Source organism: Saccharopolyspora hattusasensis (assembly GCF_050972075.1).
Classification (GTDB): Bacteria; Actinomycetota; Actinomycetes; order Mycobacteriales; family Pseudonocardiaceae; genus Saccharopolyspora; species Saccharopolyspora hattusasensis.
Genome location: NZ_JBPCDC010000001.1, coordinates 8308132 through 8332209, shown reverse-complemented (window position 1 = coordinate 8332209; position 24078 = coordinate 8308132). Strand labels below are relative to the sequence as shown.

Sequence of the window (24078 nt, the reverse complement as noted above, 5' to 3'; positions counted from 1 at the left end):
TACGCCGCCCAACATCGAGGGGACCGAAGTCGGCCCTGCCGAGGGTGAGGAACCCACGACCGAAGCAGCCGAAACCCCCACCACCGAAGAGACCGAACCGGGCCCCACCGAAGGTGAGGAACCCACAGCTGAAGCGGCCGGCAGTGGGCCCTCCTCCGGTGAGGCGTGAGGCCGCGCGTGCGACGCAGCCATCGTACAGGGAATCGCGAGGGGTTATCGCGTGCAGTAGTCGGTTGGCCTCACGACCATGTGAGCGTGAGCCAGCGTCACATAGCCCCAGGCACGCTCGGCAATCTTGGCCTCTTGGACCGAGGACCTGGCAATGGCGATGCACCCGCCGACCCGCACTACTGGCCGGAGTGAGCCTTCCCAGGCTCACTCCGGCCAGTCCATCGAGTGCTACCTGAACGCGCGAGCTATCGCTCTCGATCGGCATGCCGAGGCGAACCTCCATGGAACGGTTGATGTTGGGAGGAGACGCGGAAGCGGAGATGGAAGTTGCCGATCCACACCGTGTCCCCGTCGGCGAGCTCGGCCCGATCGACAGGCCGCCCGTTGACGTAGGTGCCGTTCAGCGAGCCCACATCGGCCAGCACGTAACGGTCGCCGATCAGCAGCACCTCGGCGTGAAAGCGGGACACCGTGGGATCATCGAGCACCACATCGCAGCCTCGATCGCGTCCCAGCATGCAAGGCGGCTCCACCGCGACCCCCGTCCCCGCACCAGGACCGCGGGTGTAGATCAGTTGTGCCGCCGACACACACGGACTGGGTTCACGAGAAGGATGTCGGATGTTCACGGACTCTGGGATCTCCGCAGAAGGCCGGGTAGCTTCCTGCGGCCCCTCCGCTGGCCCCGAGCTCGGCATGCTGGCTGGAGTCTGCATAACACCTCCTGGCAGCTCGGTTGAAAGTTGTGCGTGTTGATCTCCCTGGTGGGCATCGACCGGGCGTGCGAAGCCGAGGGCTTCGTGCGACCGGACGTGGTTGAACACCTGCCGGTAGTACTCCGTCTCAAGCGCGAGGGCCGGGCCGTCGCTGATCTCCGGGCGGTAGAGGTGCTCGTACTTCAGTGACCCGAACGCCCGCTCTCGAGCCCCGTTCTGGCCAGGACTGCTGCGCCGGGTACGGATGTGCAGCTCGGACCGGGACGCGATGAACGCCGCGAACCGCGATCCCTTGAACGCGCCACCGTTGTCGGTGACCAGCTTGATCCTGCCCGAGTTTCCCTGTGATCGGGTCGGTGAGCTGCTCGGCCAACGAGACCCCGCCGGCGAGCCGTTCGGCCTCGGCGATAGCGATCTCGACGGCCGTGACGGCATCACCGGCGTTGCAGGCGGCAGCCAGATGCCACCTGAATTCATACTTCGAGAAATAGTCCGCGCATCCGGCGATCCGCCACACCCCGCCGGTTGTGGTCTCGAACTCCGAAAAGTCCAGCTGCCACACCCGATTTGGTCGCGTCGGAGGATCGACGAACGCCTTACGCGCCTTGGCCAGCCGCCGCTCGCGCTGGTATTCCACCGGCTGCAGCAAATTCCGCCGCCACGTCGCACGCTCCACAGTGGATGCTGAGACGTCGTAGCCGTCAGCACGCATGCAACTGTTCCGTCGGACGTTCGTGCGCCTGGTCAACAGCGTGTTCAAGTTGATCTGTCAGCTCCCGGACGAGCCACTGCAGGGAATCGCTCACTCTGGACTCGCTTCGAGGTTGACGAGGCAACTGTTGGAAACCCACGAAATGGGCCTTCTCGGACTCGCGCTGTAACTGATCCGTCACATGATCAGTATGAATTGTTGAGCCTGCAACTAGTTTATCGGTTCCGATAACACCGCTCGCTGCTCCGTGGCGAGTCTGCTCGTCTCGGAACACACGAGCCCCTTCCCTGATCGTGGGGCGGGCGACCCCCCGATGATCGCCCGCCCACCCCCGATTCCCTCGCGAGACCTCCGACTCCTCGCCAAGGCACATATGCCACGTTGGTTTTGCAGGTCAGCGACGCATGCAGTAAGGAATACTGCGGGTTGTCGACCGATTACGCAAGGGGCTGACCTGCGGAAATTCCGTGCCTGTCGTCCCGCCTGTCTCAACACGAACAACGGCGAGATCGAAGCTCATCTGTTCATGCTTTCCCTGCCTGAGTGAAGCTGGCCGCCTGGGTCTGCGGGCATGATCGGGCGGCCGTACTGTCGTTGTAGGGCTTTTACAGCCTTGTTGAAAAGTGGATACGGGTAGGGCCAGGTGCGGAGAGTTCACTCATGGCGGCGGTGCCCCGGCCCTACCCGTAGGGCACTGTCAAGCCGCTTTCCTGCAACCGTCCGGCGTCCGGCTTTACCCCCCGAGCAAGCCGGGAGCCCGAATAGAAAAGCGCCCCCGCATCTAACCGGCGAACCGGAAGGATGCGGGGGCGCTTGCGGACGTGAGGATTACGTCCAGGTGGTCTTGGCGGGAGTGACGCTGCTGTCCTTGATCTTCTCGGTCGTCACTGCGTCCTTCGCGAGCTTCGGTTCGGAAACAGCGCTGTCCGCGAGTTTCTCGCTCGTCACGGCCGCTGCAACTACATGGCAGGTGGTCACCGAGTTGGGTGCGAGTTCGTTGCCCGTAACGGCGTTCTGAGCGATCTTGTCCGTGGTCACAGCCCCGGACAAGAGTTTCTGGCCCGCGATGGCGTTGTCCGCGATCTTTCCGTCCGCCACGCAGTTCGGGGCGAGTTGCCGGTCGGTGACGCAGTTGTCCGCCATCTTGGCGGTCGTGACGGCCCCGGCGTCCAGTGCCTCCGTCCCCACCGCATTGGGCGCGATGTGGCTGCGCTGGACGGCTCCGATCGCGATCTTGTGAGAGCTGACCGCGCCATTCGTGAGCTTCTTTTCCTGCACCGCGTTGTCGGCGATCTTTTCAGCCGTGACAGCGTTGCTGGCGAGTTCCCTGCCTGCGACGGCGTTCTCGTCGATCTTTCCGGACTTGACCGCGTTGTTCGCGATCTCCCTGTCGGTGACCGCATTCGCGGCGATCCTGTCGCTCGTGACGGCGTCGGTCGCCAGTTTGTCGGTGTTCACCACGTTGTTGGCAATCTTGTCTCGCAGGACGGCATCCCTTGAAGATATTCTCGGACTTGACCGCATTCGGAGCGAGTTCAACGTCAGTAACCGAGTTGTCGGCGATCTTCGGGGTCGTAACCGAGTTGTCGGCGATCTTCGCGGCCGCGACCGCATTGTCGGCGATCTTCTTCGAGGTGACCGCATCCTTGCCGATCTTCGTAGTCGTGACACAGTCCTCCGCGAGATGACGGTCCTGAATCACACCGTCCCTGTCCTCCAGGTACTTCGTCTGCATCTCCCGCACAGTATTTTCAAGTTCTGTGATTCTGTTTTCTAGCGCATCCACGTACTTCATGCGCTCAAGCTGGTCCCGGAGACGGTTGACCTGGACGGCGGCCTCGTTCCAGTCACTCGTCGTAATCTCCTCACCATGCCCCTTGGTGGACAGTGGGGATACTCTCTGGTGTGATTCGACATCTTTTTCCTCTCTCTACGTGCCGTCGAGACCGGAGCGCTTTCACCCCGTAGGCCCATCGTGGTTTGACGACGCGGCCATCGCGAGTCGGCCACACGACGCACACCTAATCGAAGGATAATTCAGCAAAGAGATCGGAAAATATGAACACCAAGTAATCGCAATTATGTATTTCTCTGCCGGTGTGCGAACACATCGACGAAATCAACTGGTCCTGATCTGGCGTTCGCAGGTCCACCCGCCACTGTCGGTTACCCGAACTGATCACGGTAGGGACCGCCCTCGCGAGCAAGGCCGGGTGGCCCGACCGAGGGGGTCTCACCCTCGGGCCACCCGACCCTCGTTACGTTCTTCGCGGTGCTCGTCGGCTCAATGGCCTATTCGGGTGTGGGGTTGTTCGTGGGTCGGGTGGTGCCGGTATAGCGGGCGCCGGGCCGGGCCAGTCGTCCGCGTGCGGTGACCAGTGCGCAACGGGCCTCCTGCCAACGGCCCGCGTTCAGGTGCTCATCCGCGCCGCGGATGGCGTCCGCGGCGTCTTGCACGATGATCGCCTGATCGTCGTCGATCTGGGCCAGCAGCCCCAAGGCGTGCTGCACGTGGGACCGCGCCCGCGGCATGGCTGCTGCGTCGGCGGTGAGCACCTTCACCAGGGCCGTGTCGACCGCTGCCTGAACCTGGCCAACGATTCCGTCGTGCGATGAGGGCGACATGGCGGACCAGGATAAGCTCCCGTCGCGGCGGCCCGGGCCGAGACACGCCCGGTTCCGACGCAGTCAAGGGTGATCCGACCATTGTGGCGGGTGGCTTCGGCGCGGCCTGCTCGACAGCCGGGCCCCGCACGGGCATTAGCCGCTTCCGAGGCCGACCACGCATCGGCTTTGCCATCGCCGCCTGGCCCAACGGAAGACGCGGGAACCGCCCACACTTGTTGTATCGGGTCAAGGTCCACCGTGCTCGCAAGGGTGTCGGGGCACGCGCTGCAAGGTCGGCCATCTCCCGCCGTGGCAGGTCGCGGAAGAGGTCGACTTCGGACAGGCAGTACGCGTCGTGCACCAGACCTCCGGTGATGGTCGCCGAACTAGCCACCATCACCCTCCGTCTGGTCTGGGATTGTCCAGCCGGAACAGCAGTTCCCGCAGCGAGGGGTTGCCCAGCGAGATGGTGGCCTCGCCGAGCCGGTAGGCCGACGTGCCCACGAGTCCCTTGGGCATCGGCCCCCACTCGGCGAGGTCGATCACCTCGACCGGCCGACCCGGCCGCACCCGCCGCAGGGTTGCCGCGAGCTTTACCGCGGGTCCAGCAACTGGCACAGCCGAGTGCGATGTAGATCCGCAACACCAGAGATTCGGTGTCGGTCACGAGTGGCCCACCCGGTGACGGAAACCGTAGAGCACCGCGGCGGTGACGATGCCGTAGAGCAGATGCCCCAGCAGACTCCACATCGCCATGGCACCCAGTTGGAACACCGGCATGCCCAGCCCGGCGGGCATGAGCAGCAGACCACCGAGAACCCACCAGATCGCACCGTAGACCACACCAGCCCCCAGCAGCGGCCAAAACTGGGTGAACGGGGCGACCAGGCCGAAGCCCACACCGAGGATCGCCGAGATCACCAGGTGAACCACGACCCCGACCCCGGCGTTGTCGCTGCCAACGAGCATCGCGACCATCGGCAGCATTCCCATCACCGCCATGAGAATGCCGAACACAATTCCGCCGCCGATGCCGGCGACCGCGCCGTAAAGCCCACGGGCCACGGCCAACTGCAGCGGGTGGTGTGCAGGATGCGCAGCAGTGGACATGATCATTCCTCCTCATCGACACACAGCGTTCGCGGCAAGCGTCCGCTCCACACCCAAAGGCTGCCAGTACCAGCGGTTACACAACAGGCCACCGAATACCGAGGCTGTTCCGCAGGGGCACCGAAGCGACGCCCGCGAGGGTTTTGTTCGATGGCGCCCACCCAATGGGGTGTGTACTCGCGGACCGCAGCCTCGGGTCCTGCTGATAGCTGGGATTGACCATCGCCTACGCGCCGACGAACACGGTGGGCACGGTCTCATCCCTGCCGGTGGCCGCGCGGACGCGAACAGCTGCCCGCGAGTCGTGCTCAGCGGCCTGGCCGTGTTCGCCGTCGGCCTCACCAGCCGGGCCCTCCTTGCTTGATCCATGGTGGATGATGTTTGGCGCTCCGGCAGCTCGTCCTCCAAGCGCGCCGGTGGTCGCCAGGATGCTCGGCTACACCCTCGATCACGCCGCCCGGCTCGCCACCGAGGCCGGGGGCGCCTGGGCCCCGCTACGCCCCGATGACCACTGCCGGTGACACAGGACGGAGAACACGCGACAGTTGAATCCGCGAGGTCACCAATTCGGGACGCCTACGTCACGAGCCCTCCTTCACGTTCAGGACACACGGGGAACCTCACGCTGCGCCGCGCGGATTGCTGGTGCGTGCACCACACAGTGAAGGCCCGCCGGGGATCGGCGGGCCTTCACTGCTTGCAGGGCTGGTGTTGTCTGTCAGGCGGCGTAGCCCCTGGGCTGGATCAGCGATGCGAGCTGGTCGAGGCTCAGCCAGTACTGCTCGTTCCCACTGAACCGTGCGGAATCGGAGATGTGCACGGTGTTGTTTTCCGCGTTGTAGCCGGTGATCACGACGTAGTGGTAGATCGTCTGGCTCTTGGGGTAGCCGGCGGGCTGGTTGCCGGGTGGCGCGACGATGTTGGCCACCATCGCCTTGCCGTTGTCGACGTTGCGGACGGTGTCCGACCACAACTCCTCGGTCATCTCCGGAGTGAGCGGGCGGCCGCCCCAGTCCTTGGTGACGTAGTCGGTGCCGGTTCCTGCCAGCTGCTTGTTGAGTCCGTCGACGATCTGGCGGATGTGGTCCGTGCCGTTCTTGGTGGTGCCGAGTTCGGTGGCTAGCGCAGCTTGGTCCGGCAGGTTCTCGGTCTTCTTGCTGGACAGTGCGATGCGGGCCGCCGCGGGGCCGCACCAGTAGCCGGTCTGCTGCGCCTGGTAGTCGACGGTGAGCGTCTTGGTGACGGCCTGTGGGTGGGTCTCTGGAGCGCTCTGGGTCTCCGGAACCGGAGCTGCCGCGGGAGCAGCGGGAGTCGCAGGTGCCGTGGGTGCCGCCATCTCGGCCGGCGCCGGGGTCGGCGTCGCAGCCGGGGCTGGGGCGGGTGCCGGCGCCGGACTCGCGTGTTCGACGGCTCGGATGTCGGCGGCTCGGGTGCCGGCGGGTGGCGGGACGGGCGCCGGCGCCGCAACCGCACCCGCCACCAGCGGGTAACCGATCGCCACGATCGCGCCACCGGCGAGCACCGCCGAGACAGCCTTGCCGGAACGGGACCTGTGAACCAGTGCGCGGACTGCGGCCTTCGGGGCATGGCCGTCCGCCTCGTGATGCTTGGGCACGGTTGCCTTTCGTTGTCGGGGGGAGATCCGGTCACCACCGCCGGGGGTGCGGTGGCCTCTCGGAGGCGAGGCGTCGTGACCGGATCGTGATGCACTGCCGACAACCTAACTGAGCGTTACTGAAGCTTCAATAGATCACCTGATCAGCGCAAGGATCGCCGTTCGACTGACTTCGCTCCGTAGCTGGCGGCAGTGATCAACGGGAAGCCTCCGAACGGAGCCGGTCGGCTTGCGATGCAGGGCAGGATGTAGACCGGTGCGGTGGGCAGCTGTCTTGGCCCGGAACCAGGGCCGTGGGATTGGACGGCACCAAGTTGGGGTTCATGCCCGTGCCTCCTCGGTCTCGGCGATCGCCTCCAAGCGGCTGATGCGGTCGGCCAGCTGGGGATGCGTGCTCAGCACCTTGGCCAGCAGGCCCGTGGCGTCATCGCCCCAGCCCCGGTCGAGCCAGCTTTGCAGGACCGCGCGCAGCTGGGGGCCATAGCCGAGCTCGGCGGCGAACTGGTCGGCGCCCTGGGGGTGCTGGCCAGATCAGCTTCGAGCTCGCCAGGCGTTGGTGGTGGGATGGAGGTGCTGAGGTCGCCGGCGGGCCAGCGTTCGCGCTCGTGAGCGAGCACGGCTTCAAGCTCCGCGGGCTGGAGCCGGGACAGGGCACTGCGGATGACGGCCACGGTCTTGCCCATCGTGGCGGCGGCGTTGATCTCAGTGGAACCAGCGGTGAACCCAGGGCTCGCACCCAGTTGGGTGGCGGGTCCTAGCTAGTAGTAATTCCTGGATGGCGAACAGGCTCATGCCACCCAGATAGAGCTGGGAAGCGCAAAAATGCCTCAATACATGCGGTGTGACCTTGCCCGTCCAGGTGGGAAGGTGCCGGTCAGCGGCCTGGGCCAGCGATCGTCGGAACACATCGGCGGTGGCTCGGCCGCTGGAACCGTCCCGGCACTTGCGTTCCGAGGGGAACAGCGGGGCACCGGTCCGGGTGTGATCGACGTCGAACTGGCCCCAGACATCCTCGATGAACCAGCGCAGGTTCCGGTCGGCGCCGTTGATCAGCGGCACCAGGCGGGGCTTCGGGCCGCGCCGGCGGGAGCCTTTGCCGTGTCGCACGTTGAGCTTGCCGAACCGGCCCAGCTCCCACCGCACGTCGTCCAGGTCAAGCATCCGGGCCTCGTTGATCCGTAAGCCAACATCGGCGGCCAGCCTGGCCACGGCGTAGTTGCGGGCGGCAGGGGCGAACTTGCGGCAGGTGGCCAGCTCGTCGCGCCATCCGGCGAACAGCTGCTCGATCTCCGCCTCGGTCGGCGGGATCCGCAGCTGTGGTTCGACCGAGGCCCGTGGCCGGTTCATCTCGTCCAGCGGGCACTCGACCACGCGGCCGATCAGGTTGTGGATCTCGATCTTGTGTCGCAGTTCCATTTTCCGGATTACGAAGTTGCGTAACGATCTCATCGTGAGCTGGTGATGATTGGTATGCCGAGGTCGGTGGTTCCACTGCTTCGGTTGGTGCGCATGCGTTGCAGGCTGCGGTCGAGGCTGGTGAGCTTGCCCTTGGCGGCTTCGAGGCTGACCTGGAGCCCTTGGACTTCGCCCCAGGGCTAAGGCAAGATCGCGCGGAGTGATCAACTCGGCTCGTAGGGTAGCCGGCCGGGTTGGCGTGCTGGGCCGGGAGATGGAGGATGGCCTCCTTCTGGGATCATGGAAATTGCGAAAAACCAAACTCCAGAAGAAGGCCATCCGTTGTCATTTTCTCATAGCTCGTCATGGGCGTCGTTTCCGGGTAGCGCCGACGGTGATGATGCCGATCTGGCGGAACTGATGAAGTTGCTCGGCAAGGTGCCGGATCGCCGTAAGCGGAAGGGCCGTGTGTACAGTTTGGCGTTCCTTCTCGCGGCGTCGTTGATCGCGGTGCTGGCGGGCGCGTCAAATTTCCGGCAGATCGCCGACCAGGTCGCCGATCTGCCGGCGTCGTTACTGCGGAAAATAGGTGGACGATGGTGCTGGTTCCGCGGGTTTTTCCGTGTCCCGGATACGTCCACGATCCGGCGCGCACTGGAAAATGTCGATGTAGCGAAGCTGGAAGGACTGATCGGGCCGTGGCTGCTGCGTCATGCCCGGCCTATCCCGGGCGGCACGTTGCGACTGGCTATCGACGGCAAAGTGCTGCGCGGTTCGTGGATCGGGGATCACGAGTCGTTCACGCTGTTCTCCGCGATGATCCACTGCGATGGTGTCACCGTCGCCCAAGTGGCCGTTCCCTCGGGCACAAACGAGATCACCCAGGTCAAGACCCTGCTCGACGGTGTCTCCCGCGGTGTGGACGGCCGTGTGGTGGTCACCATGGACGCCGTGCACACCCAGCGAGAGACCGCCGAATACATCGCCGGCGAACGCGGATTCGACTACGTCATGACAGTAAAGGGAAATCAAGCGGCGCTTAAGAAAAAGATATACGACCGCACTCTTCCGTTCTTGCGGAAAACCCCGCATCATGTCGTCGTCGATGACACCCACGGCCGGATACGCCGCTGGACTACCTGGATTACCGACGCCGACGGAATCGATTTCCCACACGCGCGCTCCGTAGCCTGCGTCAAACGAGAAGAAACAACCCTCTCCGGAGAACTCGTCAGCAAAGAGCACGCCTGGATCATCACCAGCCAGAACACCACCACAGTCACCGCCGAAGACCTACACGACCAAGTCCGCGACCACTGGGGAATAGAAAACAAAAGCCATCATGTCCGTGACACAACATACCACGAAGACGCACAACAAATCTATACCGGCACCGGCGCCCATATACTGGCAACATTACGGAATACCGCAATATCGATGCTTCGCATAACTGGACACAACGACATCCGCCGGACAACCGAATGGATCAGCAGGGACCGCACACGAACACTCCCCGTCCTGTCACTCCAAGTTGCGGGGCGCAACACACAGTGATCTTGCCTTTGCCCTGGACTTCGCCCAGCCAGTTGTTCATCTTGGCCTCGGTTATTCGGTCGCCAAGATTTCGGATAATCTCGACCAGGCGCGGCCGCTGCGTCGGCGACACCCTGAGCATTGGACATCGAATACAAGAATGTTCGTGCTGACAAGAAGATCCGTATGGCCGGCCGCATTCACCGAGCGCGACTTTGCGAGCGTGGAAATGCTGCTGGAATTCCTGCCATTCTTCCTCGGTGGGCTCACGGTACTCTTCAGGCGGTCGGGTGGCTCGCCGCTTGTCAAGGAATGATCTGTAAGCGCGGATGAGGTCTTCCTGGAACACGGCCATGTACGCTTCCGTGGTGGCGATACTCTTGTGGCCAAGTAGCCGAGCAGCGATGTGAATGGGAAGCCCACCGGTCACGGCTGCGGTCGTAAACATTCTTCTGAAATCATGCGGCCGATAGACGAGTGGCTGCCCTGTCGCGTCGCGGAGGCCGGTCGCAGCCAGCACCGTGTTGATGAGCTTGTAAACCGTGCCTGCGCTGATCACCTCGCGTCGGGGGCCGAGGGCGCGTTGGAACAGATGCGGCAGAGGTGGTCCTGTGACACGTTCATGGGCGTCGTAACGTCCGACGAGGGGGACGGTTCCGGAATTGTCGGCGCGGAGTCGGGAGATTATGGTGGCCAGGACGCTCGCCAATTCTGGACTTACTAGCAGCAGTCGTTCCTCATTGCTCTTGGAGGGCACGATCTGCAGGAGCGGAACGATCTCGCCGCTGTCGGGAAGCTTGTAGGAAACGAGCGCCAGGTGAGTGATCTCTAGTAGTTCTTCCAGGCGAACGCCCGACTGTCGGAGAACTTCGATGATCGCCCATGCCCAGAACGATTCGTCTTCCCGGCGGGTTAGGTTAATCGTCTCGCCAGTGGCGAGATTTTCCACGCCGACAGAGAGATTTCCTCGACTGCGGGGCGTGTAGTCGGCGGTTTTCCAAGGGATTCGGCGGTAGCGGGCACCGGCGTGGTCGAACACTTCGCCCGGTTCGCACTCGTTCGCCGCGTCCAGCAGGGCGGTCACTTCTGCGCGACAGCGTTCGGCGGTGTCGGCCAGCAGCGGCAGATGCGGGAGGCGCTCGCGGACCCGTTGGTGCATCGTGGCTTGCCGTTTCCGTTTCGCCTTTTCGTATCCCTGGGTGTCGCTCTTGCGCACCGGGCTGGGCACCGCCCACCGCGCCCAACCCGGGTCTTCCAGAGCCCACTGCTGGATGTCCAGGTAGAACGCTCGCACTCGCATCAGGATGCGGTGGATGTCCTTGCGATGCCTCGTGTTTCCGTCGGCCATCGTGACGATGCGCACCCGCTCTTTCCACGCGCGGGCGACTTCATCCGACAGGTGCAGGGTGTCGATGCCGGGGTGGTGTTTTTCGATGTCGGCCCAGAAGCTGCCGGCCAGAACACCAGCCAGGTTGCTCAGCGAGTTGTAGTCCAGCGCTGAGCGGCGCTCGTCGAGGTAACGCACGAGAACATCGCGGATTGGGCGACAGCGGATGTCGTGAGCATCGATCAGGTCCGCAGTAGTTCGTTGCCCGCGCCGCAGCGCGCCGCGGAGCGTGACCTCGGCCGGAGTAACGCCAATCACACTGAGCAGGTCCCAGGCTGTATGCAGGCCGGGAACCTCCTTGCGGCGAGGGCGATCGTGAACGCTCCAGGCGAACACTTCCAGCACGTCATCGGCGGTCAACTCGTCGACATTCTTGCCCGTGTGCAGCACAATCTTGCTGATCACGCGCAGAGCGTCGCTGCGGTCATGACTTCCGAACCCGCGCTCGGTCGCGGCTTGTTCGAGGACAGCGAATACGTCAGGCCGCATAATCTGCCGTACCCAATCGAACAGGCGCGTCGACTGGTAACAGGCCAGAAAGTCGTAGCTGGGCAACACAACCCGGCACAGCAGCAGGCAGGCCAGCCCGCCAACGCGCTCTTGGCGTTGGGTCACCGCTGATCGGCCGTCTTCGGGAGCCAGCGTGTCGATCCAACTCAGATCATTGTCAGCGCCGAGGGCGACCCACCGTTCCTGCCACCCCGCGCCGGGACCGGTGAGTAGCCAGTTCAGGATGGTGGTGGCGCCCCTGATCCTGCTGTTGCGATCGCCGACTGTGGTCGGCCAGATCGGTAACTGGGGCAGTAAGGCAAGGACACCTTCGACAGACAGGTGGTCCACCGGGCCGACCCGGTGCCGTTCAAGCAGGTGCTCGTGGATGACCAGATGGCGCTTGACGCCGCATGGCTCTGCCGAGGCGATCGTGGATGTCATTGCGAGCGCCCTCCGAACAGAACCGAAAGGTCACCGTCGTCGTAACCGACGGCCATCGGAGGCGGCAGTTGCTGAGCGTTCTGCTCGCGGTCGACCAAGTGCTGTTGAACCCGTCGGACCACCTGTGCTTCATCTTCGACCAGGTACACGTCCGCCGTAGTGCTGAGGTGGACATGCCCGAGGATCGTCTGGACATCCCGCATGGACAACGCTTCGTCACGGCTCATCCTGATCGCGGCAGTGTGACGCAAATCGTGCATCGAATAGTTGGTGCCCAGCAACACGTTGACCCGCCGGAACACGGCTCTCAATGCCTCGTAGTTCATCGGTTGTCGCCGCAGTCCGTCGCCGTGATCGCGGCGGCGCAGTGTCCACCACAGCGGCTCATTCTGTTCCAGAGAACCAAGTTCGGCCAGATAGAGCCGGATCCACACGAACGCCTCAGAGCTGGCCGGCAGCCACTGCTCGGCGTCGGTTCCCTTGCGGAACACACGCACCAGTTGCTCGCCCCAGTCCAGGTCCACACCCCGCAGGCCGAGTAGCTCGCTCGCACGGGCGCCGTTGCTGACCGCCACCGCGAGGATCGCCCGGTCCCGGTTCGACCGCAGCGCAGCGAACAACTCGTTCCATCGCTCGTCGGGCATCTCCCTTGGTTTGCGCTTGGGGACTTTCGGGTTGTAACGGAGTCGCCCCTCGGCTCGAAACGGCTCAAGCGGGTTGTGATGCGCGTTCGGCCGCCGACCGCCCCGATCCAGGACCACCGGGTTGACCAGCGGCCCGCCACCCAGCTCGATCCAGAACTGGTAAAAGCTCCGCACGACAGCGTTGCCGTGCCGAACAGTCCGAGGCTCGTACTGATCACCGAGATAGCGCTTCCGGCTCTTCGGGTTGACCGTTCCCGCCGTCCCGATCGAGGTCGTCCGTGGCGAGTTGCGAGGCTTGGCGGCCTGCCCCAGCCACAGCACCAAGTCACGGACCTCGGACGATGTGGCCTTGTCCCAGTCCACACCAACGGCGACTAGCCATCGCCACCAGCGCAACAGGACATAGGCATAGCTGCGGACACTGCCCGGCCGGTTGCCCTGGGCCACGAAGTCCCGCAGAAACCGCTGGACCGGCTCCACCGGCCGACCGTCTGGATCAACAACCTGCCACGGCACGACATCAGCGGCTTGAACGACACGGCCCCACCGCGGCAATCGAATCAAACCGAGGTCCCGCTCGGACTCAACGAATCCTGCCACGCATCCTCCTTCAAAGAAGTTGCGTGACTTCTACCGATCAAGGCACGGCCACCGCACCCACCGGCACGGCGTGTTGCCCCGTAGTCCGGTCAATAGGTAGGAACTGGAAGTAGACGGTCAGGGCTGCGGATCGGCCGGCGCGAGTCGAGTGCTTCGCATCCCGCAAGACCTTGCCGAAGTAGGCGTCCGCGTCGGGCGGTTGCATCTCCCACAACGGTCGGCCGAACCACTCCCGGATCAGCTCCAGGTGGTTGGTGTCGTTGCGGATGGTGCTGTCGACCAGCCCGGCCGAGGCCCGCGCGAGCACGAACCCGGCCAGCACATCCGTCTCGAAGTCCGCGAGTTCCTCCGGGCTCGACGGCGCCCGATGCTCGCGCAGGTCGCGCACGACAGCCAGGCCCGACCCGCACCCCTTCAACTTCACGCAGAATGAAGATCCATCACAACAGAGCGGATCATGTCACACTGAATGAGGAAACCTCAAAGTGGGGCACAGGCGGACGGCTTCACTCGAAGCTGCTGGTCCAGGGACAACAGGCGCACGGGTGACGCAGTGATCAACTCAGGAACCCGTCGACTGTTGCGTAGTGCGGCACGTCCTGTGCAGCGCTACGGCACTCCTGACCGGCGATCGCCGTCCGGCGCGTCGCCAGCCCGAGCAAGTGCTACAGCAGGCACGCGCACCACGGGCTGCTTTTCCTCGCCGTGATCCGCCAGCTCCAACCGGCGCGTTACTCGGCCGTCCGCGACCTCCACGTGATCGTCGCCACCTGATCGCACAGTTCTGTTCCGGTGGCTGGGCATCGACTGGAGCGCGACACTGATCGCGCTGGCGACCACGGTGCAGCCCAGCGCGATGGCCCAGCCGTGGGGCCACAGCGGGGTGGATCCGAAGAAGTGACTTATCCCGGGAATTTGCACCACCGCTGCGAGTGCGGCCATCGAGGCCAGGCTGCTGACCACGACCAGCGGTGTGCGGCCCCGCACCACCAGGGTCTGTCCGAGCTGGGCTCCCACCAGTGCGACCAACGCGACGGTGTCCGCGTGGTTGCGGGTACCGGTAAGCCGGCCGAGGAGCCATGCGGCGGTCGCTGCGCCGGCGGTGACCATGCCGCGTTGGTAGATGTCCCGGATCAGAGCCGATCCGAGAGAGGCGTCCGGTCCTTCGGCCAGCAGCATCTCGGGCGTGATCTCCGGTGGCGGGCGAACCGCGATGGCCATCGCGGGCAACACGTCGGTCAGGAGATTGATCAGCATCATCTGGCGTGCGTTGATCGAGCCACCGGGGCTGAGTATGCCGGTGGCCAGGGTGAACAGGATCTCGCCGAGGTTGCCGCCGAGCAGCAGCGCCAACGAGTCGCGCACCGACGCCCACATCGCGCGCCCCTCGACGATGGCGTCGACAATGGTCTCGATCCGGTCGTCGGTGACGACGACGTCCGCGGCTTCCCGGGCTGCGGGCGTAGCACGCTCTCCCAGTGCGATGCCGACATCGGCCAGACGAATGGCGGGGGCGTCGTTGGCACCGTCGCCGGTCACCGCGACCACCCGGCCGAGGCGCTGCAAGGCCTGGACGATTCGGGCCTTCTGCGCTGGAGTGGCCCTGGCGAACACCGCGATCTCGGACACCTCGGCCGTGAGCTCATCGTCGTCCAGAGCCGCGAGTTCGGGCCCGGTCATGATTCGGTGTCCATTGAGGACATTGAGCTCGGCCGCGATGGCCTCGGCCGTGCTGGGATGGTCGCCGGTGACCATGATGATCTGGACGCCGGCCTGCTGGAGCCGGTCCACGGCTGCGGCCGCCGTGGGACGTACTGGGTCGGCGAGTGCGATCAGGCCGACCAGTCGCAGGTCGCGAACGCGCGACTCGTCGAGGTCGCGGCGACCGGAGGCGGACCGTTCCGCGACCGCCAACACCCGGTAGCCCTGCCGTGCCAGCCGCTCGAACTCCTTTTCCACGCTGAGGCGTCCGGCGTCATCCAGCGGTACGTCGCCGGCTTCGCGGCTCCAGTGCGTGCACTGTGCGAGCACGACTTCCGGCGCACCCTTGATGCTGAGCAGGTGCTCGTCGCCGACCCGTCCGAGCACCACGTGGTAGCCGCGCGACGGTTCGAAAGGCAGCTCTTCGACAAGCTGCCAGCCGTCCGCGCCTTCGGACGGGTGCACACCGACGCCGCGCGCTCCTAGGACGACCGCACGGTCAGTCGGGTGTGGCAGGAGTTCACCGTCTTCGACCAACGGGCTGGCTCGCAACGCCGCCGCAAGGATCTTTCTGTCCCACATGGACAGTTCTTCGACGGATCGGCTCGTGACACCGTCCGACACGCCCCGTAGGGTGATGCGTCCCTCGGTGAGCGTGCCCGTCTTGTCGAAGCAGAGCACGTCCGCACGTCCCAGCGCCTCGATGGTCGAAGCGTTGTGCACCAAGGCGCCGCGCTGGGACAGCCGGCGGGCTGCGGCCAGCTCGGCAACGGTCGCGACGAACGGGAGGCCTTCGGGAACCGCCGCGACCGCCAGGCTCACCGCTCGCCCGAGGGACACCGCGAAGGGCTGGCGTCGCACCAGATCGGCGACCAGCAACAGGACCCCGGCTCCGATCGAGATCGGCACGGTGACCTTGGCCAAGGCACGCAGGCGCGCGGCCACCCCGCCGGGGTGCTCCGTTGTCTCGTCGGAATTCCCGGCTGCTCCGGCCTCGGTACCGATGCCGGTCGCTACGACGACGGCTACCGCACGCCCGGCTGCGACCGCCGTGCCCTGGTACAGCATGGAGTACCGGTCGGCTACGACTGCCGCAGGCGTGGCTGTCGTGCTCTTGGAAACCAGGTGGGACTCCCCGGTCAGACTGGATTCGTCGACCTCGAGCCCGTCGGCTTCCAGCAGTCGGCAATCCGCGGGAACCGCGTCACCTGCCACGAGTTCGATGACATCACCGACCACCAACTGCTCGGCGGGCGCACGGACCTGATCGCCGTTGCGGCGCACCGCGACCGGCGTCGTGTTGGCTTCGAGGAGTCTGCTGAGAGCGCGGTCAGCGCTGATCCGCTGCACCCCGCCGATCAGGGCGTTCAATCCCAGCACCGCGCTGATCATCACGGCATCGGCGACAGCTCCGATGCTCGCCGAGATCCCCGCCCCACCCATCAAAGCCGGGGTGAGCGGGCTTGCCAATTCCTCCAGCGATGCATAGAGCAGGCCCGTTTCCTTGGGCTCGGAATGAGCTTCCTGCTCCCGGGCGCGTTGCCCGGCGTCCTCGTCAGTCAAGCCGCCCGGCGAGCTGGCGACCAGTGCCAGCACCGTCGAGGGGGACATGGCGTGCCAGGGTGTGCGGTCAACGGCCACGGGCACTGGGCGTCGGGCTGCCTGCATGCCCCACCACATTCCGGCGCCGAGGGCGAGCAGCATGCACGTGGACACGGGCACCGCTGCGCGGGCCTGGCTGCCAGCGGCCGGTCCTAGCGCTGCGAGCAGGGCGCCGCTCGCGGAGCCAATCGCCGCGAGTTGCGCACTGCGCTTGCTCACCGTGCGGGCGGTGGGAATCAACCTGAGCAGAGCGCAGCATTCGCCCAAACTGCCGCCGGTGATCAGATGTGCTCCCCATGGCGGGGGTCCGCTGCCGGTGACGCCGATTCCGATGTCGGCGGCAGCCAATCCCGCACGGTTGCGCGGGGAGACAACCGCGACACCACGGCCTTCGGCCTGCAGCTCCCGGACGGCCGCAGCAAGGTGCGTGCCCGACGGGAGGACCCGATCGACATCGAGCCGTTCCCGCAGGCTCGTGTCGCACCCGGCGAGCACTACCGAACCTGCACCGCGGGCAGCGGTCAACAGCTCGTCGGTCAGCGGATCCAGTTCCTCTTCGACCTGGACCACGGCGAGCATCCGTGAATCCCTGTTGAGCGCGAAGACCTGCACGCCTCTGGCCGCATTCTGCTCGAGCTTCTCCCACAGCTCGGCAGGCAATCCGTCCGGCCCCTGCACTCCTGCCAGCTTCCAGCCGTCCTGCTGCGCTCCTCCGTGCTCCGCCACGACGACCAGGGCGTGCGCGTGCTCCCACAACTCGGCGGTGTCCACCGCGCCGTCGAGGGGCGTCACGTCGACAACGATCCTCATTCCGGTCCGCAACACGGACGCATCGATCACCACCGTGTCGATCCGGTCCAGCCTCCGCAGAACGCGTGGATCAAGCACGAGCGCGTTGCGTTCCGCGATCCCGAATCCGATCTGCGCGGCGAAGGACTCCCGGCCGATCGAGGCTGCCCGGGGCACGCTCGCTACCAGAAATCCCTGTGCCCGCAAGACATTGCGAGTCAGGCTCAGACTCGCCAGAAATGCTCCCGCACCGGCCATCGTGGACATCTGGGCCGCGCGTTCGACCGGCCCGTCGGGCAGCGGCACCGGCCGGGGTTCCACCTCGAAGGGCTCGCAGTGGTGATATTCGGGACGCGCTGCGAACTCGGACTCCCACCGCACCCAGCACCGTTGCGCTGCTTGGGACTCGCGCACCAAGCAGAACCGGTAACTGGAATCCGCAAGCAACGTAGCCGGACGCTGCGCCAACGTGTTGGCGAAGGCACCACCGAGACCGAAGAGGCAGTCCGCCACCGAATCGCCGAGCCGTGCTTCGACAGCGCCTCGGATCCGCTGCACCGAGTCCGCTGTGGAGATCACCGCCGGGACCGATGGCGGCAGGGCAGGCACCGCAAGCGTACGGGCCAGCAGGGCATAACCCAGACCTGCCAGGTTTGTACCCATCACCACCAGGTTGCCCAGCGTCCGCACCCCGCTGCCCGGGTGCTGGACCCTCGTCTCGCTGCCGACGCGATCGGCCATTCCGCACGTGCGTTCGGCTTCCTCCACCGCGCTGACCAGCTCGGCAAACTCGATCAATTCCGGGTCGTGGGCAATGATCACCTGCCCGAGTGCGGCGTTGATTCGCGCCCACTCCACCCCGGGAAGCTGCTCCAGCCGGTCGATGATCCGCTCACCAGCGGACTCGCTGCCCGGTGCGCTGGCCCCGTGCAGTTCGATGTGCGCCCGGCCATCAGTCATCCACGCCCGTCGGCCGCAGCTGTCGCCGGTAACCGCTCTTGCCACCTGAATCGCCGGCGCCGACACATACGCCGCCAGCGCACGCAACGTACCGAGCATGGTCATTCGTTCGCGTTTTCAGAACGCGACTGCGCTCGTGACCGCGGCGACTCTGAGCTACCGCTGCGGGAGCGTTGTGCCACCACCGTCCCGATCCCGATGGCCGCCGCGACCGGCCATTCGATGATCGACAACGCCGCCAGCGCTCCCAGCCCCCCGTAGTAGGCCGCCTGCGCAGCCGAAGGCAAGTGCGTCCGGACGGTGTCGACCACCTTCGCAAGATCCTCGCGATCGGGAATCCGAACGTTCAACCTCTGGAACTTCGCTGTGACGAACGGAAGACCCGCCGCCGTCTCGTGGGAATCACGCCCAGTTTTCCTGGCTGTGCTCTGCGCCTGTTCACCTCTCGGTGAATCACCGGACCGGGCGCGTTCCGACGTTGGGGTCTTGCTTTGAGCAGCCACAACACCTCCCAGCGGAATTGGATAACAAGGTGAGCCCAGAGTGTATGGCTAGCAAAATCACTCTGAATGGCCGAAATCTTTCGCCATACACCTTCGAGCGAACAACGAGGCCTTCATGGTGCTACCCGCGCGAAAGGTCGGGCAGCACCATGAACCGACGCTCGAACCCGGATCCGGCCCGCAACTCGCGCTCGGTCACATCGACAAGTCTCCACCACCCACCACAATAGGCGCGGATTGCGAAGATTGTCCGATTCATTCATTGCCGCTTCGGCCGGACCGCGCCGCTGCGCGGATTACCACGGCGCAAACTCCCAGGTAACCATTGCTCCAGCTACTTGACCCCCTCGTCGTCCTTCATAAAACTTCAGCCATGCGGACGATCGCTGTCGCCCGTTCGCTCTACTGAAGCACAGCAGAACCCATGACCCTGAGCGCTCATGGGAGTGCCGATGCCAGGCAACGCAGCCAGGACGACAGCCCCTCGTCTGAGCCCTGGCCGCGCCACGCCTGGTGTGGCGTGGCGTCTTTTGCGGAGGGACTTGCGGTGAGTTCGACGCGGATCAAGGTTCACGCCAGCATCCCGAAACCCGCCCCAGGCTGGGTGTGTGAGCGCTGTGGCCACACCTCGGCACAGGTCGCCGAGCTGGTCGGCACCACCGGCGAGACACTGGGTCGTACGCTGCTGTGCGCCCGGTGTCACGGTCGCCATCGCGGCCCGGGAGAGTCGGCATGACCGGCACCCGGGCCCGCGGGATGTCAGGCCGGTTCCCGCCCCCGTATGCGGGATTGAGAGTTGCCGGAGGGTAGCCAATGGACGCTTGGCAGAAGACGACCTGATGCGCACGTCTGCCGGCGGCTCAATCGGGTCGCCGATTAGCACAGCGCCCCTGTCGGCTGCGCCCACGCGGCAAGGGTATCGCCTTGGGTTCGCCGCCGAAAAGAGCACCGAACTTCAGCAAACCGCGGACTCATACTGCAAAACGAGGGAATCAGGCGTAAGCGGATCGGCAGCGGCGAAAATCCGTGTGGCCCTCCATGCTCCGGACAACCTCGCCCATGCCGGCCTGGCCAGCTGCATAAACCAGGATCGGCGACTCTCGCAGACCGGAACGGCCGACGCCGACGTGGTCGTTCTAGTACGGCAGCCGCACTTTCGTGATCTTGGCTGGTCAGGGGCGTTGAGGGGGCCCGGTTAATCAGGCGGGCAGCCGCCTCGCGATGATCATGTTGTGACGCAAGAAGATCGTGAGGCGGCTGCGGCTGTCATGGTAGAGGGTGCGCGTGCGGTGGCGAACCTGGAGGTGCTGCACGGACGGTTGAGGCCGTGTTTCGCGCGGGCGAAGCCGTTTGGGCAGGCCAGGAAGTACATGTCCGGGTTGATGAGTGATCTGCCGCGCAAGAACGGGTGGACCATCGCCGAGCACGCGGGAGACCGGACTCCGGATCGGATGCAGCGGCTGCTCAATCACGCGGTGTGGGACCACGATCAGGTTCAGGGGGTGGTGCGACGGTTCGTGGTCGACCAGTTAGGAGACCAGCCGTTGCGGGTGGTGGCGCTGGACGAGTCCGGTCAGGAGAAACAGGGGGAATGCACTGCGGGCGCCAAACGGCAGTACATGGGCTGCGCGGGCCGGGTCGCGAATGGGGTGAACACAGTCTATTGCTCGTACGCCACCCCCGGCGGGCACGCGCTGGTCGGTGCCCGTATCTATGTGCCGGCCGAACAGCTCGACGATCCTGATCGCCGTGTCGCGCTCGGTGTTCCCGACAAGACCGAGTTCCGAACGAAACCGCAACTGGCGCAAGACATTCTTTTTGACATGATCTCGGATGAGACGATACCACCGTGGGTGGCGGGCGACGAGGTCTATGGCCGATCGGGCCCGCTACGGACTTTCTTGGAGGACAACGAGATCGGGTACGTGATGCGCGTCGGGTGCGCCTTCACCATCGAGTTGCCAACGGGTGAGCGGATACGCGCGGACGCTACCGTGGCCACGCACCTGGCCAGCCGCGAGCACGAGCGGGCCTGGCAGGTCTGCTCGGTGACCGGGTCGAAAGGCGAACGCATGTACGCCTGGGCCTGGATCGCGACCGCGAGCCCACGCCACTTTCTGTTGATACGCAAACACTTGCAGACCGGCGAGTTGGCCTACCACTACTGTCACGTTCCCGCTGGACGGCCGATCACGCTGATGACCCTCGTGCGGGTCGCATGCTTGCGCTGGCCAGTCGAAGAAGGGTTCGAGTTCGGAAAAGACCACTTCGGACTTGATCACTCCCAGGTCCGCCTCTACACCGCACTGCTGCGGCACATCGTACTCACTCTGGCCGCGCTCGCCGTCTGCGCCATCACCGCAGCCCAAGCCAGAACCCGAGCTCCAGCACCAATCTTGCCCACCACGCCCGATCAGCAGCCACCCGAGGATCCCGGCCTGATCGCACTCACTGTCGCCGAGATCAAACGACTATTCACACTGGTCACCCGTCGGCTCCACCCCGAAACCCACCACCTGCACTGGGTCTGGTGGCGACGCCGACACCAAGCTCGCGCCCGCTGGTTCCATCACCGCGCCCGACTACGTCGTGACCAGCGAACATAGCCCAACCGGAAAGTGCGGCTGCCGTACTAGTCCAGGAAACCACTGGCGCAAGCACAATGGATGCACTGCGCAGTTTGACTTCCGGAGCCGTTAAACGCTTCCTGCTCATCGTGGAAGGCGACTGGCGACCATACATCTCCACCGCCGTGCAGCACGGCGTCCGCGCCATACTCTGGCGCGCCAGCTTCTCTGCCAGCGCCTTCCTGCACACCATCCACGCAGTCGGCAACAGCGGAGTAGTCCTCCCGCCATCATTGCAAGGCATGCTGGTCGACGATTTCCTGCGCGTCCAAAACGAAGTGCTCGCTCCCCGCGACTTGACCACGCACGGGCTTGCCAGCCGCGAGGTCGACGTCCTGCGCCTGGTCGCCGAGGGCTTCGATCTCAAAGAGATCGCGCAGAAGCTGGCCTATTCCGAACGCACCATCAAGAACATCCTCTACCAGGTCATAAAGCGCCACGGGCTCCGAAACCGCGCACACGCCGTCTCGTTCGCGATTCGTGTAGGGATCATTTGAACGCGTGTGCATGGGGCCAGGTCGCCGCCTACATACCCGCAGTGTTATCCGCTAGCCAATTTGATCACCGCAGAGCAGGTCCGCGGCTACACCGCCTGGTACCGCCACGCCACTTTGTCCATGGCCGCAGCGGGCTTTCTCCTGATGCTCCAGCAAGACAAGAAAAAGGCGATCTTCTCCAGGAGACCAGCACCTGATCCCGTTGACCTGGGTTCAAGCGCATCACCCACCCGATACGGCACAGCACCGACCTCATCCTGCGCTGGTCGAGATGGCGACGACGAGCCAGACACGACCCGCATGTCTTTACCGGCGAGTCCGGGACCGACTTGTCCGGCCAAAGTTGGCGCCACCTGTGGCCGCCTCAGACCGTCACCGGTCCGATCCGAGTGATCGGTGTCCTCAGCCATCACTCGGCGGTGGGTGTCCTCCAGACCGGGATCCTGGAGCCCGCGTGATCAAGGATCTCCCACGTCGACGACATCGCCACCGATGCTGGTGCGGCACTGTTCGCCGGGCTGACCAGCCTGCCCAAAGCCACCGCGCTGACCACCTACTCCTACCGGCTTGATCACGCCCGGCAGCAACGATTCCTTGCCGCGCTGGACAAAGCCAGCCTCACTGCCGGGCTCGCGCACGGCGAGACAATCAACCTCGACTTCCACGCGGTCATGCACTGGGGCGACGATCCCGCACTGGAAAAGCACTACGTGCCACGACGTTCACAGCGCACCCGCTCGGTGTTGACCTTCTTCGCCGAAGACGCCGCCACCCACACCCTGCTCTACGCCAACGCCGATCTGGCCAAAGCCAGCCAGAACAGGGAAATCGTCGCCTTCGCCGACCACTGGCGCGAGGTCTCCGCAGCGGACCCGAAACTATTGATCTTCGATTCCAAGGTCACCACTCAAGCCCAACTCGCCGAACTCGACGCCCGCGGCATCGGCTTCATCACCCTGCGCGCCCGCACCCCAAAACTCACCGAGCACCTGCATTCCCTGCCCGCCAAGGACTGGACACCTCTCACCGTCGCCCGCGCGGGCGGGAAAACCCGCCGGGTCCGCGTGATCGAAGACCCCGCAGCCACACTCTCGGCCTACCCCGGCACGCTGCGCCAACTCGCCATCACCGGGCTCGGCCACGACGAACCCACCATCCTGATCACCAACCAATCCGACACCCCCACCAAACATGTGATCGAGGCCTACGCCCGGCGGATGGCCATCGAGTAACGCCTCGCCGAAGCCATCCGCTCCTTCGGCCTGGACGCCCTCGCCGGCGCGGTCCCACTCAACGTCGACCTCGACGTCGTGCTCTCCGTGCTCGCCCACACCGTCTGCGCCGCGCTACGCCGACGCCTTCCCGGCTACGCCACCGCCACACCCGACACCCTCCAACGCCGATTCCTCACCACCGGCGGCACCATCGAAAACCACGACAAAGAGATCACCGCCCGCCTCGACCGCCGCGCCTACTCACCCGTGCTCCGCCAAGCCGCCACCGCGGCCGGATTCGCGAAACTGGCCACCTGGCTTGGAAAACTCGGCGAGGCCGAGCAGGTGCCAGTTGCGGTCGAACGCCCGGACGGACGGCTGGTGGATGCGTTGCTGGAGGCCGGGCATCAGGTGGTGCCGGTCAAGCCGAACGCGATCAAGACCTGGCGTGAGGCCGAGGTGCTCTCGGGCGCCAAGAGCGATCCCGGTGACGCCGCGGTGATCGCGGACTACCTGCGGGTCCGTTTCCATCGGCTGCGTCCAGCGGTGCCGTACTCGGGTTCCACCAAGGCCCTGCGTACTGTGGTCCTGGTCCGCACCCGCACCGACCTGGTGCAGGCCCGCGTTGCTGCGACCAACCAGCTCGCCGCACTGCTGGATACGCACTGGCCCGGCGCCAAAGCGATCTTGCCAACCTCGAATCCGCGATCGCGCTGGCGTTTTTGACGAAGTTCCCCACCGCCGCGTCGGCCGCCACTATTG

General features: G+C 65.1%; 21 protein-coding genes and 1 pseudogene. 8 read left to right on the top strand and 14 right to left on the bottom strand.

Going from position 1 to position 24078, the window contains the following annotated elements:
* Nucleotides 1–416: 416 nt before the first annotated feature.
* Nucleotides 417–1073: an FHA domain-containing protein gene (locus tag ACRXBZ_RS39420; protein WP_433884108.1), complete on the bottom strand. Its 657-nt coding sequence runs from the start codon at nucleotides 1071–1073 to the stop codon at nucleotides 417–419.
* An 82-nt stretch (nucleotides 1074–1155) separates the two neighbouring features.
* On the opposite strand from ACRXBZ_RS39420, the gene ACRXBZ_RS39415 reads away from it, so the two are divergent.
* A complete protein-coding gene (locus tag ACRXBZ_RS39415; RefSeq protein ID WP_433884180.1) occupies nucleotides 1156–1575 on the top strand; it encodes a hypothetical protein in 420 nt (139 codons plus the stop codon).
* An 852-nt stretch (nucleotides 1576–2427) separates the two neighbouring features.
* Here the strand turns inward: ACRXBZ_RS39415 and ACRXBZ_RS39410 are convergent.
* Complete coding sequence (locus ACRXBZ_RS39410; RefSeq protein WP_433883416.1) at nucleotides 2428–3057, bottom strand: hypothetical protein; 630 nt, start codon at nucleotides 3055–3057, stop codon at nucleotides 2428–2430.
* 56 nt (nucleotides 3058–3113) lie between these two features.
* Between ACRXBZ_RS39410 and ACRXBZ_RS39405 the strand changes: the two genes are divergently transcribed.
* Nucleotides 3114–3287, top strand: a complete 174-nt coding sequence (locus ACRXBZ_RS39405; RefSeq protein ID WP_433883415.1) for a hypothetical protein — start codon at nucleotides 3114–3116, stop codon at nucleotides 3285–3287.
* Nucleotides 3288–3891: 604 nt separating this feature from the next.
* Here ACRXBZ_RS39405 and ACRXBZ_RS39400 read toward each other — a convergent pair.
* The 3 genes from ACRXBZ_RS39400 to ACRXBZ_RS39390 all read right to left on the bottom strand — a co-directional run bounded on the left by ACRXBZ_RS39400 (nucleotide 3892) and on the right by ACRXBZ_RS39390 (nucleotide 5316).
* The gene (locus tag ACRXBZ_RS39400; protein ID WP_433883414.1) at nucleotides 3892–4224 is read right to left on the bottom strand and encodes a hypothetical protein; all 333 of its coding nucleotides are present in this window, start codon (nucleotides 4222–4224) and stop codon (nucleotides 3892–3894) included.
* Between the two features lie 378 nt (nucleotides 4225–4602).
* Nucleotides 4603–4824, bottom strand: a complete 222-nt coding sequence (locus ACRXBZ_RS39395) for a hypothetical protein (RefSeq protein WP_433883413.1) — start codon at nucleotides 4822–4824, stop codon at nucleotides 4603–4605.
* A 45-nt stretch (nucleotides 4825–4869) separates the two neighbouring features.
* The gene (locus tag ACRXBZ_RS39390) at nucleotides 4870–5316 is read right to left on the bottom strand and encodes a hypothetical protein (protein ID WP_433883412.1); all 447 of its coding nucleotides are present in this window, start codon (nucleotides 5314–5316) and stop codon (nucleotides 4870–4872) included.
* 377 nt (nucleotides 5317–5693) lie between these two features.
* Between ACRXBZ_RS39390 and ACRXBZ_RS39385 the strand changes: the two genes are divergently transcribed.
* Nucleotides 5694–5837 carry a hypothetical protein gene (locus ACRXBZ_RS39385; protein WP_433882445.1) on the top strand — a complete coding sequence of 48 codons (144 nt, stop codon included), beginning with the start codon at nucleotides 5694–5696 and terminating at the stop codon, nucleotides 5835–5837.
* A gap of 197 nt (nucleotides 5838–6034) precedes the next feature.
* Here ACRXBZ_RS39385 and ACRXBZ_RS39380 read toward each other — a convergent pair whose 3' ends face one another.
* The 3 genes and pseudogenes from ACRXBZ_RS39380 to ACRXBZ_RS39370 form a co-directional block, all read right to left on the bottom strand.
* The gene (locus tag ACRXBZ_RS39380) at nucleotides 6035–6931 is read right to left on the bottom strand and encodes a C39 family peptidase (protein WP_433883411.1); all 897 of its coding nucleotides are present in this window, start codon (nucleotides 6929–6931) and stop codon (nucleotides 6035–6037) included.
* A 321-nt stretch (nucleotides 6932–7252) separates the two neighbouring features.
* Nucleotides 7253–7429 (bottom strand): annotated as a pseudogene (locus ACRXBZ_RS39375) (hypothetical protein); the annotation flags it as partial.
* A 204-nt stretch (nucleotides 7430–7633) separates the two neighbouring features.
* Nucleotides 7634–8347 (bottom strand): tyrosine-type recombinase/integrase, encoded by a 714-nt coding sequence (locus tag ACRXBZ_RS39370; RefSeq protein ID WP_433883410.1) that lies wholly within the window; start codon nucleotides 8345–8347, stop codon nucleotides 7634–7636.
* A 279-nt stretch (nucleotides 8348–8626) separates the two neighbouring features.
* Here ACRXBZ_RS39370 and ACRXBZ_RS39365 point away from each other — a divergent pair, with 279 nt between their 5' ends.
* Nucleotides 8627–9880: an ISAs1 family transposase gene (locus ACRXBZ_RS39365; RefSeq protein ID WP_433883409.1), complete on the top strand. Its 1254-nt coding sequence runs from the start codon at nucleotides 8627–8629 to the stop codon at nucleotides 9878–9880.
* On the opposite strand, the gene ACRXBZ_RS39360 is transcribed toward ACRXBZ_RS39365, so the two are convergent.
* The 5 genes from ACRXBZ_RS39360 to ACRXBZ_RS39340 all read right to left on the bottom strand — a co-directional run bounded on the left by ACRXBZ_RS39360 (nucleotide 9813) and on the right by ACRXBZ_RS39340 (nucleotide 18786).
* A complete protein-coding gene (locus ACRXBZ_RS39360; protein ID WP_433883408.1) occupies nucleotides 9813–12179 on the bottom strand; it encodes a tyrosine-type recombinase/integrase in 2367 nt (788 codons plus the stop codon). The two genes, ACRXBZ_RS39365 and ACRXBZ_RS39360, sit on opposite strands and share 68 nt — an antisense overlap.
* A complete protein-coding gene (locus ACRXBZ_RS39355) occupies nucleotides 12176–13423 on the bottom strand; it encodes a tyrosine-type recombinase/integrase (RefSeq protein WP_433883407.1) in 1248 nt (415 codons plus the stop codon). Before ACRXBZ_RS39355 ends, ACRXBZ_RS39360 begins: the two co-directional genes overlap by 4 nt.
* Nucleotides 13424–13460: 37 nt before the next feature.
* On the bottom strand, nucleotides 13461–13847 hold the full coding sequence (locus tag ACRXBZ_RS39350) for a hypothetical protein (protein ID WP_433883406.1): 387 nt from the start codon (nucleotides 13845–13847) through the stop codon (nucleotides 13461–13463).
* Nucleotides 13848–14032: 185 nt separating this feature from the next.
* Entirely contained in the window at nucleotides 14033–18574 is a 4542-nt protein-coding gene (locus tag ACRXBZ_RS39345; RefSeq protein WP_433883405.1) for an HAD-IC family P-type ATPase, read from the bottom strand.
* Nucleotides 18575–18576: 2 nt separating this feature from the next.
* Complete coding sequence (locus ACRXBZ_RS39340; RefSeq protein ID WP_433883404.1) at nucleotides 18577–18786, bottom strand: hypothetical protein; 210 nt, start codon at nucleotides 18784–18786, stop codon at nucleotides 18577–18579.
* Between the two features lie 1424 nt (nucleotides 18787–20210).
* Between ACRXBZ_RS39340 and ACRXBZ_RS39335 the strand changes: the two genes are divergently transcribed.
* Both ACRXBZ_RS39335 and ACRXBZ_RS39330 read left to right on the top strand, forming a co-directional pair.
* On the top strand, nucleotides 20211–21584 hold the full coding sequence (locus tag ACRXBZ_RS39335) for an IS701 family transposase (protein ID WP_433878126.1): 1374 nt from the start codon (nucleotides 20211–20213) through the stop codon (nucleotides 21582–21584).
* A gap of 56 nt (nucleotides 21585–21640) precedes the next feature.
* Nucleotides 21641–22102, top strand: coding sequence for a response regulator transcription factor (locus ACRXBZ_RS39330; RefSeq protein ID WP_433883403.1), 462 nt, complete (start codon nucleotides 21641–21643; stop codon nucleotides 22100–22102).
* Nucleotides 22103–22560: 458 nt separating this feature from the next.
* Here ACRXBZ_RS39330 and ACRXBZ_RS39325 read toward each other — a convergent pair whose 3' ends face one another.
* Nucleotides 22561–22767 carry a hypothetical protein gene (locus ACRXBZ_RS39325; RefSeq protein WP_433883402.1) on the bottom strand — a complete coding sequence of 69 codons (207 nt, stop codon included), beginning with the start codon at nucleotides 22765–22767 and terminating at the stop codon, nucleotides 22561–22563.
* Between the two features lie 45 nt (nucleotides 22768–22812).
* Here ACRXBZ_RS39325 and ACRXBZ_RS39320 point away from each other — a divergent pair, with 45 nt between their 5' ends.
* Entirely contained in the window at nucleotides 22813–23334 is a 522-nt protein-coding gene (locus tag ACRXBZ_RS39320) for a hypothetical protein (RefSeq protein ID WP_433883401.1), read from the top strand.
* Nucleotides 23335–23421: 87 nt separating this feature from the next.
* Nucleotides 23422–24042, top strand: a complete 621-nt coding sequence (locus tag ACRXBZ_RS39315) for an IS110 family transposase (protein ID WP_433883400.1) — start codon at nucleotides 23422–23424, stop codon at nucleotides 24040–24042.
* The last annotated feature ends 36 nt before the right edge of the window (nucleotides 24043–24078 follow it).